Annotated in this window: 14 protein-coding genes and 5 pseudogenes; 10 read left to right on the plus strand and 9 right to left on the minus strand. The window is 29.1% G+C overall.

Going from position 1 to position 17,978, the window contains the following annotated elements; genetic code table 11:
* Nucleotides 1-506 precede the first annotated feature (506 nt).
* The 5 genes from JJC05_RS03410 to JJC05_RS03425 form a co-directional block, all read right to left on the minus strand.
* Nucleotides 507-1,322 carry a cyclase family protein gene (locus JJC05_RS03410; protein ID WP_258929452.1) on the minus strand — a complete coding sequence of 272 codons (816 nt, stop codon included), beginning with the start codon at nucleotides 1,320-1,322 and terminating at the stop codon, nucleotides 507-509.
* A gap of 223 nt (nucleotides 1,323-1,545) precedes the next feature.
* Nucleotides 1,546-2,937, minus strand: a complete 1,392-nt coding sequence (locus tag JJC05_RS03415) for a hypothetical protein (RefSeq protein ID WP_235878212.1) — start codon at nucleotides 2,935-2,937, stop codon at nucleotides 1,546-1,548.
* Nucleotides 2,938-3,923: 986 nt separating this feature from the next.
* Nucleotides 3,924-4,901, minus strand: a complete 978-nt coding sequence (locus JJC05_RS03420) for a hypothetical protein (RefSeq protein ID WP_258929453.1) — start codon at nucleotides 4,899-4,901, stop codon at nucleotides 3,924-3,926.
* 20 nt (nucleotides 4,902-4,921) lie between these two features.
* Nucleotides 4,922-5,299 (minus strand): hypothetical protein, encoded by a 378-nt coding sequence (locus JJC05_RS16545; RefSeq protein ID WP_258929454.1) that lies wholly within the window; start codon nucleotides 5,297-5,299, stop codon nucleotides 4,922-4,924.
* A 97-nt stretch (nucleotides 5,300-5,396) separates the two neighbouring features.
* Nucleotides 5,397-6,347, minus strand: coding sequence for a phosphoribosylaminoimidazolesuccinocarboxamide synthase (locus JJC05_RS03425; RefSeq protein WP_105196360.1), 951 nt, complete (start codon nucleotides 6,345-6,347; stop codon nucleotides 5,397-5,399).
* 157 nt (nucleotides 6,348-6,504) lie between these two features.
* Between JJC05_RS03425 and JJC05_RS16550 the strand changes: the two genes are divergently transcribed.
* The 4 genes from JJC05_RS16550 to JJC05_RS03435 all read left to right on the plus strand — a co-directional run bounded on the left by JJC05_RS16550 (nucleotide 6,505) and on the right by JJC05_RS03435 (nucleotide 8,141).
* Entirely contained in the window at nucleotides 6,505-6,975 is a 471-nt protein-coding gene (locus JJC05_RS16550) for a globin domain-containing protein (RefSeq protein ID WP_258929455.1), read from the plus strand.
* A 112-nt stretch (nucleotides 6,976-7,087) separates the two neighbouring features.
* Nucleotides 7,088-7,294 (plus strand): ferredoxin reductase domain-containing protein, encoded by a 207-nt coding sequence (locus JJC05_RS16555; protein ID WP_258929644.1) that lies wholly within the window; start codon nucleotides 7,088-7,090, stop codon nucleotides 7,292-7,294.
* Between the two features lie 8 nt (nucleotides 7,295-7,302).
* Entirely contained in the window at nucleotides 7,303-7,536 is a 234-nt protein-coding gene (locus JJC05_RS16560) for a ferredoxin reductase domain-containing protein (protein WP_258929456.1), read from the plus strand.
* Between the two features lie 176 nt (nucleotides 7,537-7,712).
* On the plus strand, nucleotides 7,713-8,141 hold the full coding sequence (locus JJC05_RS03435) for an Rrf2 family transcriptional regulator (protein ID WP_088391521.1): 429 nt from the start codon (nucleotides 7,713-7,715) through the stop codon (nucleotides 8,139-8,141).
* A 156-nt stretch (nucleotides 8,142-8,297) separates the two neighbouring features.
* On the opposite strand, the pseudogene JJC05_RS03440 reads toward JJC05_RS03435, so the two are convergent.
* Nucleotides 8,298-9,247 (minus strand): annotated as a pseudogene (locus JJC05_RS03440) (PhoH family protein).
* A gap of 94 nt (nucleotides 9,248-9,341) precedes the next feature.
* Here JJC05_RS03440 and JJC05_RS03445 point away from each other — a divergent pair.
* From JJC05_RS03445 to JJC05_RS03465, 6 genes and pseudogenes are all read left to right on the plus strand, one after another.
* On the plus strand, nucleotides 9,342-10,163 hold the full coding sequence (locus JJC05_RS03445; RefSeq protein ID WP_105196363.1) for an SAM hydrolase/SAM-dependent halogenase family protein: 822 nt from the start codon (nucleotides 9,342-9,344) through the stop codon (nucleotides 10,161-10,163).
* Nucleotides 10,164-10,201: 38 nt separating this feature from the next.
* Nucleotides 10,202-10,498: pseudogene (locus JJC05_RS16565) on the plus strand (putative quinol monooxygenase).
* A gap of 83 nt (nucleotides 10,499-10,581) precedes the next feature.
* A pseudogene (gene gldF / locus JJC05_RS03450) lies at nucleotides 10,582-11,312 on the plus strand (gliding motility-associated ABC transporter permease subunit GldF).
* Between the two features lies 1 nt (nucleotide 11,313).
* Nucleotides 11,314-12,996: a gliding motility-associated ABC transporter substrate-binding protein GldG gene (gldG, locus tag JJC05_RS03455; RefSeq protein WP_235878213.1), complete on the plus strand. Its 1,683-nt coding sequence runs from the start codon at nucleotides 11,314-11,316 to the stop codon at nucleotides 12,994-12,996.
* An 83-nt stretch (nucleotides 12,997-13,079) separates the two neighbouring features.
* Nucleotides 13,080-14,197, plus strand: a pseudogene (dnaN, locus tag JJC05_RS03460) (DNA polymerase III subunit beta).
* A gap of 260 nt (nucleotides 14,198-14,457) precedes the next feature.
* A pseudogene (locus JJC05_RS03465) lies at nucleotides 14,458-15,803 on the plus strand (DEAD/DEAH box helicase).
* Between the two features lie 493 nt (nucleotides 15,804-16,296).
* On the opposite strand, the gene JJC05_RS03470 reads toward JJC05_RS03465, so the two are convergent.
* Genes JJC05_RS03470 through JJC05_RS03480 form a run of 3 tightly spaced genes read right to left on the minus strand, consistent with a single transcriptional unit; the run spans nucleotide 16,297 to nucleotide 17,965 of the window.
* A complete protein-coding gene (locus JJC05_RS03470) occupies nucleotides 16,297-16,467 on the minus strand; it encodes a response regulator (protein ID WP_258929458.1) in 171 nt (56 codons plus the stop codon).
* The gene (locus JJC05_RS03475) at nucleotides 16,452-17,534 is read right to left on the minus strand and encodes a hybrid sensor histidine kinase/response regulator (protein ID WP_235878216.1); all 1,083 of its coding nucleotides are present in this window, start codon (nucleotides 17,532-17,534) and stop codon (nucleotides 16,452-16,454) included. Before JJC05_RS03475 ends, JJC05_RS03470 begins: the two co-directional genes overlap by 16 nt.
* A gap of 8 nt (nucleotides 17,535-17,542) precedes the next feature.
* Nucleotides 17,543-17,965, minus strand: coding sequence for a hypothetical protein (locus tag JJC05_RS03480; protein WP_235878217.1), 423 nt, complete (start codon nucleotides 17,963-17,965; stop codon nucleotides 17,543-17,545).
* Between the last annotated feature and the right edge of the window lie 13 nt (nucleotides 17,966-17,978).

Genomic DNA, 17,978 nt, shown 5'->3' on the forward strand with positions numbered 1-17,978 from the left:
TAAAATGGAGATTATGCGTTAGAAATTTATTGCAAATAAATAAGGACTTTTAATCTAAAAAAGTACATTTTTTGTGGTCAATTAGATCGTTTTACAAGTTCACAATCTTACCATTTACACAATAGGAGAAATCATATAATATTGATAATATGACTTTTCCATTTGATCGAAGTAACAAACCACGCGTTGAATTACGTCTTTTGTACTTGCGTTTGTTAGATAAAATTTCCGTAAGTTTTATTTTATTTGCTTTTCATCTTCATCACGAAGTCTAATCCTGAATTTTGGATTAAACAAAAACTTGCTTTTCTTCCTTTTGATATTTAAGAAATATGTGTTTTTAATTAAGTTTATAACTCTTATGATATAGGAGTTATAATGTTTTTTTGTTAAATGTATTAAAAATAAGAAATGGTGGGGAATGGGTGTGAATTACCTATTCAATATATTTTGATACTGAATAGATAATTACAAAAAGTAGATTGATTGATTGAGTGAGTGATTTTTTATTCTAGTATGGCAACTACTCTAGAGGGCCCTGCAGAAGCTCCTTTTAATTTTAAGGGGAAGCAAGCTATTTTAAAACCTGTATAAGGAAGTTCTTCTAAATTAACCAGTTGTTCCATGTGACAATATTCATGCTCTACCCCTACTAGATGTCCTTCCCAAAATATATCATTTCTTTTTTGTTTTTTTGCTTGTTCTATTTGATAAGGTAATGGCAAATCCCATCCCCATTGGTCAATACCCATTACTTTTACTCCTTTTTGAATTAAAAATAATGTTGCTTCTGCGGACATACCGGTTCCTTTCTTATAATAATCTTTATCGTATATATATTTATCTCGACCTGTTTTTATTAGGACTATATTTCCTGGTTGGATATTTATTTGTTCTTTATTTAAAAAGTTTTCAATATCATTTTTTGTTATTATTTCAAAATCTTTTTTATGTTTCATATCTATAATAACACCATTTCCATAGCACCATTCTAGCGGTATTTCTTCAATAGTTTTTGCTGGTTTATCTTCACAAATAGGACCATAATGATAGGGTGCATCTAAATGAGTAGTAGCGTGTACCCCCATTTGTTTAATCATATCATCAGCCCAGCCTGTAAAGTGTTTGGGAAATAAACTAAAGGGTAATCCGAACAATCTTATGATCCATTTGGATTTTTTATGGATTTTATGTTTGATTTTAACTTTCATAAAGAAAGGATCATTTGGATTTTGGTAGATTGTTTTAGATAAATCAATTATTTTCATACTTTTTAATTTGATTAACTTAAGTGATGGGTAATTAGAATATAAAACCATCATTTTTTTTAATTAAACACAATATAGAGAAGTTTTTAACTTTTTTATAGATGTTTCTTTTTATTAAATTATAAAAATTTTTGCAATCTAGTTAAAAGAATTTTTAAAAGGGATTAATGTTTCTTTAAAGCTTTCATAATTTATTTTGTTTCTGTACAGATAGGAATTTAAAAACGCTATCTGTACAGATAAAGTTGTTATAATACAACTTGTTTATATTGAGATATTATAATCTAATTTCAATTTGTCTTTTAACATTATTTAAAGATTCTTCGTTAACATTATATAATTCTACTTCTACAATTAATTTTCCTTCTTTTTTAACTGCTGAATTTACTTGAAAATAAGGATTAATTAATAAAATATCTTGATGAAGTCCTCTTCTACTCAAAGGTACTAATGCGTCAACAGAATAATTACCTAAACTAATACTTTTTAGATATAATTTTAAGGCTAATTGATTATTTGGTAAACGAATAATTGAATTTTCTCCTATTGTATTAATCATATCATCTTTTCTTATCACGCCAATTTGGGTCATTTTAATCCAATGCTGTAATGATCTTTTCACTTTTTCAATAACGTCACCATCTGGCGTTTTTAATAGAGAACGTTGCATATATTGATCTAACTCATTTGTTGTTTTAATAACTAATTCTTTAGATAGGTCAGACAATGGCTTAAATCCTGTAAATAGATATTCAAATTCGGCTAATTTTTCGTCTTTTTTTGTAGATAGAGAAAAGTGGCATGATATACTGTTTTCACTTTTATTTAAATTTGCATTATCATACATTAATTCTAAATTAAAATCATCGGATATCTTAACTAAATTTCCAAAAAAGCCACTAAATTCTTGATGAACTCCTTGCACATAATATTTTTTTATTTCTTCTTTATCTAAAACTACTTTCTTTTTGTAATATTCATTTTTATTAAAGTGCAAAGAGATGTATTTACTTGTTTCATTTTTATATTTTATTCTAAAATTAAATGCTTCGTCTGTATAAAGTGCTTCTATAATTTTAGTATTTTTAAGGTCCTCAGCAGTATATTTATAAATATTAGCGTTAGGATTACTTGAATATAGATCAACCCATTTACTAAGTTCTTCTATTGTTAATAGATCTGTTTTTTTTAATCTATAAAAAGTATCAAAATCTATATCTGTTAGTTGCGCTGGATTATCTTTGAATTGAGGTTTCCATCTCATGTAAGCTCTATTTACCATATATGAATCATATGGTTTTTGAGCAAAATCAAAAAATGTATATTGCTTTTTTGAGAAGTTTTTCTTACCAAATTTCCCAGAAACTTTTACTGTAATTATACCTTTATCTACATCTTTTGTTTCTATTATTGCTTCTTCTATTGATAATTCTTTCGATTCTATTTTCTTTGTTTCTCTTATAGTTGATATATTATTAGCTGCTTTATCAATATCTTGGGTGATTTCTATATCAAAATATTTTCTTAATTCATTTTCTGTTGGATCTACTAAAGGGGCTACATCAACATTATTCTTTACATCATTATCAAGTTTTAAATCTGTGAGTTCTTTATCTTTACTACAAGATAATAACAGGCTAACTGAAAGGAGTAAAATCGTTTTTCTCATAACATTATTTTTATATAAATTATTATTTGGATTTATTATAAATAAATCCCGCATAGAAACAGCAAATATAATGCCAAAAATTAAATATTTAGACTTTTTTGTTTAAAAAAGTCTTATTTATACTCTTTAACTATTTTTATAAGGTTTAATATTTTAACAAAAACAAATACAAAAGAGAGTTTATGATTATTTAACTCAAATACGGATTAGACTCCAATTAGCGAAGCTTATTCTACTTATTTTTCTTCAAATTCAAACATGTCTTCAAAATTTAATCATCAAAAAGCTTCCTTTTTCTTCTTCTAAAATTTTCGGTCAGTACTTGAATTTATTGATTTTTTTGTTTCAAAACGAAGTAAAATATGAAATCTGGGGTTAAAAACATTAACCTCAGATTTTGCATTAAAAATTTGCTACAAATGAAAAAAACTTTTGAATTTAAAAAAGTACCCTTTTTGGTATTCATTAGATTCTTTTAAAAGTTGGCAATCTTGTCATTTATACAACAGGAGAAATAACATAATATTGAAATGTGACGTTCCCTTTGGTAGAAGTAAGAAACAAGGGGGTAAATTACGGCTTTTGTCGTCCACATCTGCGAGAAAAATTTCCGTTCCTTTCTATTTTCCTTCCTTTTCCTCTTCATGACGAAGTCTAATTCGGAATTTGTTCTTAAATTAGAAAATGGAAAAATTGATTAAAATGAAGGAGAATGAAATAATTAAATCAATAACTGGTTATGCGTTTTACACAAATGTTTTTTTACGCTACTTTCAATGTTTAAACAGTATCATATATTTTTATATGATCATATAGTGAAAAAGAAGGAAGATTAAACTATTTCTTAGATTAGTTAAAATAGTACAAAAAACAAGTCTATCAAAAAGAGGGGGCAAAAGGTTAAAATCTTGTCAGTTCTCTGTTTCCAAGAATAACTATCTACAAAGTCAAGTTATTCTTTTTACCCCCTCTTTTTAGACTATTCTTTAAAGATTCACCACTATCTCTTTTTCAAATCTGTCTATACTAGGATACCCCTTAACATCAAAATTTAATTCTAGTATTAACTTACCTTGTTTTTTAACTGCTGAAGTTATAGAAAAAACAGGGTGAAAGAATATATCTTTATGTCTGATATGTTGACTCAAAGGGATTAAATCATCGAAAGTATCAGGATTACTATTTTGTTCTTTTAACTTTAGCGCTAATTTCCCGTTTGATAAACGAATAACAAGATCACTTCCTAGAGTATTAATAATATCATCTTCTCTAATAATTCCGTATTGTAACTTCTTCATAATTTTATTACGTAAAGGAGAAACTATTCCTTTTACATCTCCATCGGGTATATCTTTTAAAACATCTTGCATATAACCATCTAGACCATTGGTTGTTTCAACTACAAATTCTTTAGGAAAATCAGATAAAGGCTTGAAACCTGAAATTTCACCAATGTAATGAATTAACTTTCCACCTCCTTTTACTAATAAAGAACCCTCATATCTGATAAGATTATCATTATAAGATACACCATACTTAGTAGAAATCTCTAAAACAAAATCATCTGATATTTTAAACAACTTTTCTTTGAACTGTTCTAAATTTTCATACACACCCGACACATAGTACTTTCTTATTTCATCCTCGTTTAAAGTAATCTTTTTTTTGTAGTATTTATCTTTATCAAAAACAAAGTTTGAATAAAATGAATCTTTATTTTTATATTCTAGAGTTATTTCTGTTATTGATTCAGAACATATTATTTTTGTAATTTTAATATTTTTTAAATCCTCAGAAGTAAATTCATATTCCCTATCAGAATATTGTTTTTTATAATAGAAATCAAACCATTTACTTAGATATTCTACAGTAAAGAAATCAGTCTTTTTTAATCTATAAAGGGAATCAAAATCTAGATCTGTTAATTTTTCTGGATTTCTTTTAAATTCAGGTTTCCATTCCATTATAATATTTTTGGGAATATCTAAATCTTTGGAATTATCTGGCAAGCAAAAAAACGTATATGATTTAGAAAAGGTTTTATTAGCAAATTTTCCTGAAATTTTTGCAATAACCTCTCCTTTTTGGGCATCTTTTTTTCTATTACTGTATTCTCAACTAATAAATCTACTTGTTTATATCCAATTTTTTTTAGTCCTCTGATGTTCGTAATACTATTAACGATTTCATCTGCCTTTTTAACAGATGTTACCGAAAGACTAAAATATTCTTTAATATCATCTTCTGTTGGATCTTGAGCAGCTACATCGGTAGGTAAATTTGTATTTAAATTAATAAATTCTTTGTCATTGCTGCATGATAACAATAAACTTACAAAGAGAAATAAAATTATTTTTTTCATAAAACGGTCTTTTTTTAAAAAAATTAGTAACAGTTTTTTTTTAAAAATTCAAAACGCAAATATAACAAAAGATTAAAAGATTAAAAGATTAAAAGATTTATTTTTTATCAAGAAATGTAGAAATATTTTTTTCAATTCGATCGTGAATGTTTAAAATATCAGATTTTTCAAATTTTTCACCTATTATATTTTCATACAATTCAATATATCTATCGGAAACTGTTGTTATATATTCATCATTCATAATGGGTATTTGTTGTCCTTCTTTTCCTTGAAACCCATTTGATATTAACCATTTACGCACAAATTCTTTCGATAATTGTTTTTGCTCTTCTCCTCTACTTTGTCTTTCTTTATAACCTTCAGCATAAAAATAACGTGAAGAATCAGGTGTGTGAATTTCATCAATTAAAACAATTTTTCCTTCTTTTGTTTTTCCAAATTCATATTTAGTATCTACTAAGATTAATCCTCTTGATTTAGCAATTTCAGTTCCTCTTTGAAATAAAGCGCGCGTGTATTTTTCTAAAACCAAATAATCTTCTTCGGAAACAATTCCTTTTGCTAAAATTGATTCTCTTGAAATATCTTCGTCATGTACTCCTACATCAGCTTTAGTTGTTGGGGTAATAATAGGTTCTGGAAATGGATCATTTTCTTTCATTCCTTCAGGCATTGTAACGCCACATAATACACGTTTCCCTAAGGCATATTCACGAGCTGCATGTCCTGATAAATAGCCTCTAATAACCATTTCAACTTTAAAAGGCTCACATAAATGCCCTATTGCTACATTGGGATCAGGTGTTGCTATCAACCAGTTAGGTACAATATCTTGTGTCATCTCCATGAATTTTGTGGCAATTTGATTTAATATTTGCCCTTTATACGGAATTCCTTTTGGCATAATAACATCGAAAGCGGATAATCTATCGGTAGCAATCATAACCAATAATTCATCATTAATATTATAAACCTCACGCACTTTTCCGTGATAAACTGATTTTTGACCCGAAAAATTGAACTGGGTAGAAGTAATCGTATTCATTTGTGTTGTGTTGTTATATTTTACATTTATTGTAAACCGTAATACAAATGTAAAGGTTTCCTATTTACTTACAAGATAAATCATTTTTTTATTTGTTGTATTTAAAATACAACTTATATTTTTTTTAATATTTTTGCTTCATAAAATATAATTTACAATGACAACAACCGAAAAAGAATTAATTAAAGTTACTATTCCTGTATTAAAAGAAAATGGCGTATTATTAACCAAACATTTTTACAATAGGATGTTTACTCATAATCCGGAATTAAAAAATATTTTTAATTTAGGAAATCAAGCTAGTGGTAAACAACAAACAGCTTTAGCTATGGCTGTTTTAGCTTATGCAGAACATATAGAAAACCCAAGTGTTTTAATAGATGTTCTTAAGTCTATTGGTAATAAACATGTTAGTCTTAATATTACTAAAGAAAAATACGAAATAGTAGGTAATCACTTAATTGCTTCTATACAAGAAGTTTTACAAGAATCTGCAACAGAGGAATTACTAGATGCGTGGGCTAAAGCTTATTGGGAATTAGCTGATATAATGATACAAATAGAAGAAGAAATGTATCAAACTAATCTTAATAAAAAGGAGGCTGGAAAGGATGGAGAAATTTTTTAATTACAAGAATAGTAGAAGAAAGCGATGAGATTAAATCTTTTTATTTAACGCCAAAGGATAACGAAGCGATTGCTGATTATCTACCGGTCAATACATTACAATCAAGACCTATATAGAGGAACTAGGTCATGAACAACCAAGACAGTATAGTCTTTCTTCTTCATTTAATGAAAAATATTATCGAATTTCCATAAAATCAGAAAAAGGAGCTAACAATAATCCTGATGGACTGGTTTCTAACACCTTACATAACAAAAAAGAAGGAAGTGAAGTTTTTGTATCAGCTCCAGCAGGCGTTTTTAATATCGGAAAAAAATAGATTATCCAATGATATTAATAAGTGGAGGAATAGGAATTACTCCCTTATTAAGCATGTTACAAAGCCAAAAAGATCATGATAATAAAACCGTATGGATACATAGTTGTCGTAATGAAAAAGTACAAGCATTTAGAGATGAAGTGGAAGAAATAGCGCAAAAAGACAAAAATCTAAAATCTTATACTTACTATGAACAAATAGATTCCGAAACGGACACTATAAAAAAGGACGTATTAATTTAGAAAATCATCAGGAAGAAATTTTAATAGAAGATGCTAAATATTATATTTGCGGTCCTGAAGTATTTATAAAAACACAATATCAGTCGCTTATAAATTTAGGTGTAGATAAAAATGCAATTCATTTTGAAGAATTTGGTCCACAAATTTTGAATCTCAATTAATCATTAATATTTTTTATGAAACTGAATCACTTTACTGATTTTTCTATGCGAGTATTAATTTACTTAATTCATCTGAATAAGGAAGATTCTACTTCTTTAGATGAATTGGCCAGTACTTTTAATTTATCTAGAAATCACTTAATAAAAGTTATTCAGTTTCTTTCTTATCATAATTTAGTAGAAACCAAAAGAGGGAAAGGAGGAGGAATACGTATTGCAGAAAAAACCTTAAAAACCCCTCTTGGTAATCTAATACATTTATTGGAACAAGACGAAGATCCTATTATTGATTGCAAAGCCAAACTGTGTATATTTCCTAGTAGCGAATGTCAATTAAAACATCTATTACAAAAAGGTTATGACTTATTTATTGAAACCTTAAATCAACATACACTAGAAGATCTTCGCTTTAAGAATTGGAATGAAATATTACCTAAATCATAAAACTTTTAAAAACACTTGTTATGACCGTTAGTATAGCATTTGTTCATACTTTTTAAAATCAAAAGAATTTTCTATCTTGATTGTATCTGTTCATTTCTTATAGCAACTTTGATCCGCTCATCATATCAATCTTATTTATTAAAAAAATCTTACTAATTAATCTTGATTTTCTATGCTTTTATAGGCGTCAATAATTTTTTTAACTAATTTATGACGTACAATATCTTTATCATCTAGATAGATTATTCCTATTCCATCTACATTTTTTAATACTAAAAGAGCCTCTTTTAAACCTGATATAGTTCTTCGTGGCAAGTCTACCTGACCGAGATCTCCTGTAATAATAAATTTAGCATTTTTACCCATACGAGTCAAAAACATTTTCATTTGACTGTGAGTCGTATTTTGGGCTTCATCTAGTATAACAAAGGCATTATCTAATGTACGACCACGCATAAATGCTAGGGGAGCAATTTGAATAACACCTTTCATAATATAATCTTCTAGAGTCTGAGGAGGAATCATATCTCGTAAAGCGTCATACAACGGTTGCATATAAGGATCTAATTTTTCCTTCATATCTCCCGGCAAGAAACCTAGATTTTCTCCTGCTTCTACGGCAGGGCGAGTTAATATAATTCGCTTTACTTGTTTTTCTTTTAAGGCTCTAACAGCTAGCGCAACTCCTGTATAAGTCTTACCAGTTCCTGCTGGACCTACAGCAAAGACCATGTCATTTTTTTGTAACGTATCTACCAATAATTGTTGATTGGGAGTCATTGCTTTTATCAACTTCCCCCTACTCCATGTACTAATATCTTATCGTGATCTGACATTTGAGTACTGTGTTGTATATCACCTTCCACAATTCTCATAATAACATTATCATCAATACTATTAAAGCGTGTAAAGTGGAGCATGAGTCTACGAAATCGTACCTCAAATTCATCTAAAACTTCTTGTTCTCCAAAGGCTTTTAAGGTTGTCCCTCTAGCCACAATTTTAAGTTTTGGATAGTATTTTTTTATGGTTTCCAAATGATTATCATGAGCTCCCCAAAATTCTTTAGGCGCAATATTTTCTAATTCTATAACTCTTTCGTTCAAAGTCAGATTAATTTAGTTAAAAATAAATTCGTTTTGTTTATCCCAAATCTACTAATTTTGCCTCAATAATACAGCAATAATTATAAACAATCGAATGTCAATAATTACACTTACTACCGATTTTGGAGTCAAAGACCACTTTGTAGGTGCACTAAAGGGAAAAATTTTCACACAAATCCCTAATGCTCAAATTGTTGATATTTCTCATCAAATAGATCTTTTTAATATAATAGAAGCTAGTTACGTAATTAGTGCTGCGTATTATAACTTTCCTAAAGGTACAGTTCATTTGATAGGTGTAGATAGTGAACAAACTAATAATACGAAACATTTAGTTGTATATTGGAACGAGCATTACTTTGTGTGTGCTGATAATGGTATTATGAGCTTAGTTTGTCAAAATCAAAAACCAGAAAGTATAACACGAATAGAGGTCAGTAACCATTTACCTAAAACCGCTACTGACACAGACATTTTGTTGGCTGTGGCTTGTCATATTGCAAAAGGAGGTGTATTGGATGTAATTGGTGAAAAAATTGAACATTTAAAGCCACAAAATCAACTACAAGAAATAGTAGAACCTAACAAAATAAAGGGAAATGTTATATATATTGATCACTATGGAAATTGTGTAACAAACATCACAAGAAGTTCTTTTGAGAAATTAAATATCGACAAAAAATTTGAAATAAAATTTGGCAACAAAACAATAAAAAAAATACATCGTTCATATTCTGATTTTAATATCCGAGAAGGTTATACGCTTAAAGACTATGAAGGTGAAAAGTTAGCTCTTTTTAATGAAGCTGGCTATCTTGAAATTGCTATATTTAAGAGCAATCCTAACACCACTGGTACAGCTAAGTCGTTATTAGGCTTAAAATACAGAGATACAGTTAGTGTTATTTTTGAATAGAATGATTTACAAAATTAAATTAATAAGCCATTATTGATATGTTAACTAGAATAGTTAAACTTAGTTTTCACGAAGAAAACATCCCTCTTTTCTTAGAAAATTTTAACGAAATAAAAGATTTAATTCGAAACTCACCAGAAATCAATTATTAGAACTCTACCAAGATCAAAATAATCCTTGTGTTTTTTTTTACTTATAGTTATTGGGAAAGCCCTGAAGACTTGGAGAATTATAGAAATTCAGCGTTATTTGAGGAGGTTTGGAGTTTTACAAAAAAATTATTCAATGACAAACCAGAAGCTTGGAGTGTAAACAAGCTGGTTTCTTTGATTTAAAATTTTAACTTTGAGACGATTCCATTACTTTTGTTGCATTACAACATCTTTACGTTTTAGATTTTAAACCTATACCATAATTTATGAAAGCCATACTTTTAAAAGAATTTCGATCATTTTTTGGATCTCCTGTTGGTTATTTAGTCATTGCGTTATTTTTGCTCATAACAGGTCTATTTTTATGGGTTTTCGAAGGTAACTACAATATACTTAATTCTGGTTTTGCTGATTTAACCCCTTTTTTTACTATTGCTCCTTGGGTTTTAATATTTCTAATTCCTGCTGTAACAATGCGAAGTTTTGCTGATGAAAAAAACAAGGAACTATTGAACTCCTATTAACAAAACCAATGAGTTTAGGCAAAATTGTAATGGGAAAATCATTAGGTGCCTTTTTTTTAATTCTTATAGCCGTAATCCCTACATTAGTATATGTAAAGGTAATCTATGATCTAGGACTACCTGAAGGAAACCTAGATTTTGGCAGTACATTGGGATCTTATTTTGGTTTATTATTTCTAGTAGGATCTTATACTTCTATCGGAATTTATACCTCTACGCTATCTGACAATCAAATTATTGCTTTCCTTATAGCAGTGTTAGCCTCTTTCTTATTTTATTTTGGCTTTCAAGGTATTTCTACATTATCCATTTTAGGAAACTTTAATAACATCATAGCCTCCTTAGGAATGGATTACCATTACAAGAGTATCAGTCGAGGTGTAATTGATACGCGCGACTTGATTTATTTCATAAGCGTAATGTTTTTCTTTTATTCACTAACCGTTATCAACCTTAAAAACTACAAGAAATAAGATGAAAGATACCGCACAAAAAATAATCGGTCTTATCCTTGGATTAGTAGTACTAAACATTATCAGCTATACCTTTTTTAAACGTATTGATTTAACTCAGGATAAAAGATATACTTTATCAGAAACTTCTTTAGATATTCTAAAAAATGCAAAAGAACCACTTTATATAGATGTATTCTTAGAAGGTAATTTTCCTACAGAATTTAAACGCCTACAACTCGAAACAAAACAAATATTAGAAGAGTTAAAAGCCTACAATTCTAATATCATATTTCAATTTGTTAATCCGCTAGAAAACCCAGAAGAAGCAGAGGCAGTAATGCAACAATTCTATGAACGAGGCTTAACTCCTATTAAAATAACCGTTGACGATAAAGGTAAACAATCACAAGAAGTCGTTTACCCTTGGGCCATTGCTACTTATAAAGGAAAAAGTACTAAAGTTCCATTATTAAAAAACCGTATGGGGGTTAGTACAGAACAAAAGATCATTCATTCAGTACAACATCTAGAATATGCTTTTACAGATGCCTTTCATAAAATTACAACATCAAAAAAGAAAAAAATTGCCATTATAAAAGGAAAAAATGAACTTCCAGATGTATTAAAAGCGGATTTTTTACAAACTGTTCGTGATAATTATTTTATAGCTCCCTTTCCTATAGATTCTGTAAAAACAAAACCTAAATTAATACAAAAAGCACTTCAAACATTTGATTTAGCCATCATTACCAAACCCAATTCGAGCTTTACAGATGCAGAAAAACAAGTACTAGATCAATTTATCATAAACGGAGGTAAAACACTTTGGTTAATAGACGCGGTAAATGTTTCTATGGAAGACTTAAATCAAACAGGCAATACACTTGCTTTTGCAAAAGATTTGGGATTAAATGATTTATTTTTTAAATATGGTTTTCGTATAAATCCTGTACTGATAAAAGATATGCAAGCTGTACCTATAGCATTAGCTACAGGAAAAAGGGGAAGTGAGACACAATACCAAAACTATCCTTGGTTCTATTCTCCATTTGTATACACAGAGAGCAAACATCCCATTGTAAACAATATTGACGGTGTTAAATTTGAGTTTGCAAACCCTATAGACACCTTAAAAAATGGTATAAAAAAAACTATTTTATTAAAATCATCTCCCTACTCTAGAACAGTCGGTACACCTGTAGAAATTAATCTTGAGATGGTAAATGAAAAACCCGTAGCAAAAGACTATGTCCCCGGAAATTTCCCTGTGGCTTTGTTATTAGAAGGAAAGTTTCATTCTGTCTTTGAAAATCGCGTATTACCTTTTAAATCACTGGATTTCAAAAACATAGGAAAAGAATCCAAAATAATTGTTGTATCCGATGGCGATATCATTAAAAATCAATTGGATAAAAACGGACAACCTATGGAATTAGGTTTTGATAAATGGACCAATCAGCTATATGCAAACAAAGAGTTCCTAATGAATTGTGTGAATTTTTTATTAGATGACAATGGATTAATTAACATTCGTAGTAAAGAAGTAGATCTTCCACTACTTGATAAAGAAAAAGTATATGAGGAATATAGCACTATTCAATTCATTACAATTGGTGCTCCATTAATTATTTTAATCCTATTTGGCCTTATTTTTAACCATTTAAGAAATCGAAAATGGGGCGATAATTATTTAAAAAAATAATTTCAAAAAGTAATTAGTTTACGATATATTTGTAAAAACTAAAAATCTATACACCATAAGGTTACTTACTTAAATAATTTGCGATGAAATTTATTGTATCGAGTTCTTATTTACAAAAACAACTACAGGTCTTAGGTAGCGTAATAAACAGTAGCAATACTTTACCTATCTTAGACAATTTTTTATTTGAATTAAAACAAGACCAATTAGTGGTTTCTGCTTCGGATTTGGAAACTACTATGTCGGCTTCTTTAAGCATAGATTCTACTAGTGAGGGGAGCGTGGCTGTGCCTGCTAAATTATTATTAGAAATTTTAAAAACTTTTCCTGAGCAACCGCTCACTTTTACTGTAGAGGAAAACAATACGATTGAAATTAGTTCTCAATCTGGTAAGTATGCTTTAGCATACTCTCCTGAGCCGAATTTCCTAAGGCCGTTGTTTTAGAAGATCCTTCTAAGACTTTAGTGCCCGCAGAAATATTATCAACAGCTGTTAGCAAAACTATCTTTGCAGCAGGTAATGATGACTTGCGTCCTGTTATGAGTGGCGTATTCTTCCAATTTTCACCAGAAGGCCTAATTTTTGTAGCAACAGATGCTCACAAACTAGTTAAATACGCTCGAACTGATGTAAAAGCTTCACAAGTTGCTGATTTTATAATGCCAAGAAAACCTTTAAATATTTTAAAAGGTATATTAGCAGCATCTGATGCAGAAGTTACTATTGAATATAACGATGCCAATGCTACTTTTTCCTTTGACAACTATATCTTAACATGTCGTTTAATTGACGGAAAATATCCTAATTACGAAGCCGTTATTCCTAAGGAAAACCCTAATAAATTATTGATAGATCGCACACAATTTTTAAGTTCTGTACGTCGTGTAGCTATTTTTTCAAATAAAACAACACATCAAATTCGTCTTAAAATAGCTGGTGCTGAACTAAACATTTCAGCAGAAGACATTGACTATTCAAACAAAGCAGAAGAGCGTCTTACTTGTGACTATCAAGGAGATGATATGCAAATAGGATTTAACTCTCGTTTTCTAATGGAAATGCTTACAAATCTACAAAGTGACATGATCCAGCTCGAAATGTCAATGCCAAATCGCGCAGGTATATTAACTCCTGCCGATGGATTAGATGAAGGAGAAACTGTTACAATGCTCGTAATGCCTGTAATGCTTAATAGCTAAAAATATAAAGAATGTCCGAAAAGGACACTATCTTGTTTATTCCGACTAGCAGGAGAAATCGCATAACATTGATAATGTGACTTCTCCTGTCGTCGAAATAACAAACTAAATCTCATTTACTACTTATCAAAAAGCTTCTTTTTAAGCTTTTATTTTTGCCCAACATCAACTTTAATTGTAATTTTCAAATGAAGTTATCGTTCTTTCTTTAAGAAATATCGACTATAAACAATACCTTTGCAAAAAATACAATTAGATATATGTCATCATTTGAGCAATTTAATTTACCAAAATCTTTACAAAAAGCATTAGACGAATTAAAATTTGTCAGTCCTACCCCTATTCAGCAAAAATCATTTAATGTAATCATATCTGGTAGAGATGTAATGGGAATTGCTCAAACAGGAACAGGTAAGACTTTTGCATACTTACTTCCTTTATTAAAACAATACAAGTTTGCTCAAACATACAATCCTCGCATGATGATTTTGGTTCCTACTAGAGAACTAGTTGTACAAGTAGTAGATGAAATAGAAAAACTTACAGCATACATGTCTGTTAGAACTTTAGGAATCTATGGAGGTGTAAACATTAATACGCAAAAAAATCAAGTATATCAAGGAATAGATATTTTAGTAGGAACGCCGTGGCGCATAATGGATTTAGCTTTAGATAACGTCTTATCCTTACAAGAAGTAAATAAACTAGTGATCGACGAATTTGATGAAATGTTAAATTTAGGTTTTCGCCCTCAAATTACTTCCATTTTAACTATGTTAAAACCCAAACGTCAAAATGTACTTTTCTCTGCTACAATGACAGATGAAGTAGACGAAATCCTAAACGATTATTTTGACTTTCCAGAAGAAATTACACTTGCTAAATCAGGCACTCCATTAGAAAAAATACAACAATTATCGTATCATGTTCCTAACTTTAATACTAAAGTAAATTTATTAAAACACTTACTACAAACAGATGATTCTTTAGAAAGAGTTCTAATATTCGTTAATAATAAAAAAATTGCCGATATGCTTCATGAAAAAATAGAAGCAGCATATCCAGATCAATTTGGCATAATACATTCTAATAAATCTCAAAACTATCGTTTACTTACAATGTCCAGCTTTCAAAGGGGCGAAACAAAGGGTATTATTACAACTGATGTAATGGCAAGAGGTTTAGATATTTCAAACATTACACATGTTATAAATTTTGAAATGCCTGAAATTCCAGAACAATATATTCATCGTATTGGTAGAACTGGACGTGCCGATACAGAAGGAATTGCTATTAGTTTTATTGCACCAAGAGAAGAAGACATAAAGATAGAAGCTGAAATGTTAATGGATCTTGAAATCCCTATCTTAGATTTACCTGAAAACATTGAAATTTCAACACAATTAATTGGCCCTGAAAAAGAAAAGCAAAAAATAAAACACTTGCTTAAAAAACCTAAAACATCTGAAAACAGCGCCTTTCAAGACAAATCGGAAAAAAATAAAAAAGTAAATTTAGGTGGTCCAGAAAAAGAAAACCTCGCAAAACAGCTCCTAGAAATCGCGCTGTTGAACGTAAACGTGCAGAAAAACGCAAGAAAAAATAAGTTTTCTGACAGTATTCCACTCATTATTAGCAAATCACCTCTATTGATAACTCTAATAAGGTTATTCAGAAAAAAATATATCAATAAATCAAGGTTCGAAAGTTCCTTACTCCTTGAAGTAAACCCATTTTAAAACTTTTTCTCTAAAATGAGGTTTACTTTTTTAAAATCAGATTACACATTCGCAATTTATTACAAACAAAAAAACTTTAAATATAAAAAAGCGTACTTTTTTTATTGAATTAAGTTGTCTTAAAAATTCTCAATCTTGTCATTTATAAAATAGGAAGGAAATTACATAATATCAATAATGTAACTTCTTCCTTGGATCGAAGAGACAAACTACCACTTTTGCTACCTATCACAAGAAAAAAATTTCATACATTTTACTTATATTTTCATATTCACCACGAAATCGCATGCGAAATTTGGGTTTATATTTTTTGATAATATAGGCCAGAATAAATATCTAAAAAGACACTATAACTTCCCTTTAACCTACATAACTATTTATGATACCTAACAACTGTTCTTTTTCAAAAGGTTTTACCAATACATCATTCATTCCTGCTTTTTTACATTTACTAAAAACTTCATATTTATCAAAAGCTGTTAATGCAATTATTGGGGTTGTAATGCTTAAATTTCTTATTTGAATAGCCACTTCGTATCCATCATAAAGAGGCATATTAATATCCAAAAGAATAATATCAAATTTTCCTTTTTACAAGCTTCTATTGATTCTAAACCATTATTTGCAATAACAACTTTATAACCAAAGGATTTTAATATTTTCTTCGTTACTATTTGATTAATCTTATTATCTTCGGCTAGAAGTATTTTCAAAGCTTGGGCCTTTGCTTCATCTACAAATAATTTGGATGAAAAATATTCATTATCTATTTCAAAATTCAACCGAAATACTACTTTAGTCCCTTTTCCTTCTTCACTTTCCAAAAAAATAGTCCCACCGAATAATGCTATTAATTTTTTAACAATAGGTAAACCTAAACCTGTTCCTTGATAATCTTCTTCACGACGTTCAATTTGAACAAATTCCTCAAAAATTCGTTGTTGATTTTCTTTTGCTATTCCTATTCCTGTATCTTGCACAATAAATTCTAAACTCAATTGATCTTCTATTCTATCAATCAAATTAACCTTTAGCTCTACCTTTCCGTTTTCTGTAAACTTAAGTCCATTGCTAATCAAATTCATCAAAATCTGAGAAAGTCTAAGACCATCCCCTACAATCCTTTCAGGTATAGCATTATCAACATCAACATGAATAACATTCAATGTTTTAAGACACTGTGTATAAAAACTATTTTTAATGGCGTCTAATTGATCCCGAAGATTGAAACTGCTTTTTTCTAAAATAATTTTTTTTTCTGTGATCTTATAAATTTGCAAAACATCATTTACTAAAGACAATAAATATTGAGCCGAAAATTTTAAAGATTGCAAATACTTACTCTTTATTATTTCAGGATATTCATCAGCTAATAGATCTGAAATTCCTATAACACCATATAAAGGTGTTCTTAATTCATGTGTAATAGTTGAAACAAATTGTGATTTAACTCGTGTCGATTCTTCTGCTTTTTCTTTTGCTTTCTCTAATTCATTATTAACCTTTTGTAAGCGTATAAAACTTTTACGTCTGTTACGATTATTTTTAAACAATATATAGACTAATACCATCAACCCTCCTACAATGATCGTAAACAAAACAATGATTATATACGTTTTTTTAAACTAAGTTCCTTCTCTTCTTTTTCTTTTTCAATATAATTAATATGCCATTCATATTCTTTCATTTTAATAACATCTTCCTTGCTTTTGACAGATTCTGAACGTTTTTGATTATAGACCTTATCCCTATATTGAGAGCTTAATCTTTCATATTTCAAAGCTTTATCATATTCTTTAAACTTTTCAAAATGTATAGCATAATCACTATAAACCTCTGCTAAATAACTATCTAATAAATCCACTTTTTCTGTTAATCCGCATTGAATTGATTTTTCGAAAAAATATTCTGCTTTATCTTTTTGATTTTTATAACTATAATAGCGCCCCCATAAAGCATTATAATTCAATTGTGCTTCAGCTTCTTTATTAAATTGTATATAGTAAGTTGCTTTTTTTAAGAAAGGCATTACCTCTTCATAA

Origin of the sequence: Flavobacterium davisii, from assembly GCF_019565505.1 — a bacterium.
Lineage (GTDB): Bacteria > Bacteroidota > Bacteroidia > Flavobacteriales > Flavobacteriaceae > Flavobacterium > Flavobacterium davisii.

What these genes read in the sequence shown, in the direction of transcription:
- JJC05_RS03410 (WP_258929452.1), bottom strand. Translation starts at nt 1,322, where the DNA reads ATGATGGTTTTATATTCTAATTACCCATCACTTAAGTTAATCAAATTA.
- JJC05_RS03415 (WP_235878212.1), bottom strand. Translation starts at nt 2,937, where the DNA reads ATGAGAAAAACGATTTTACTCCTTTCAGTTAGCCTGTTATTATCTTGT.
- JJC05_RS03420 (WP_258929453.1), bottom strand. Translation starts at nt 4,901, where the DNA reads ATGGAATGGAAACCTGAATTTAAAAGAAATCCAGAAAAATTAACAGAT.
- JJC05_RS16545 (WP_258929454.1), bottom strand. Translation starts at nt 5,299, where the DNA reads ATGAAAAAAATAATTTTATTTCTCTTTGTAAGTTTATTGTTATCATGC.
- JJC05_RS03425 (WP_105196360.1), bottom strand. Translation starts at nt 6,347, where the DNA reads ATGAATACGATTACTTCTACCCAGTTCAATTTTTCGGGTCAAAAATCA.
- JJC05_RS16550 (WP_258929455.1), top strand. Translation starts at nt 6,505, where the DNA reads ATGACAACAACCGAAAAAGAATTAATTAAAGTTACTATTCCTGTATTA.
- JJC05_RS16560 (WP_258929456.1), top strand. Translation starts at nt 7,303, where the DNA reads ATGATATTAATAAGTGGAGGAATAGGAATTACTCCCTTATTAAGCATG.
- JJC05_RS03435 (WP_088391521.1), top strand. Translation starts at nt 7,713, where the DNA reads ATGAAACTGAATCACTTTACTGATTTTTCTATGCGAGTATTAATTTAC.
- JJC05_RS03445 (WP_105196363.1), top strand. Translation starts at nt 9,342, where the DNA reads ATGTCAATAATTACACTTACTACCGATTTTGGAGTCAAAGACCACTTT.
- gldG (WP_235878213.1), top strand. Translation starts at nt 11,314, where the DNA reads ATGAAAGATACCGCACAAAAAATAATCGGTCTTATCCTTGGATTAGTA.
- JJC05_RS03480 (WP_235878217.1), bottom strand. Translation starts at nt 17,965, where the DNA reads ATGCCTTTCTTAAAAAAAGCAACTTACTATATACAATTTAATAAAGAA.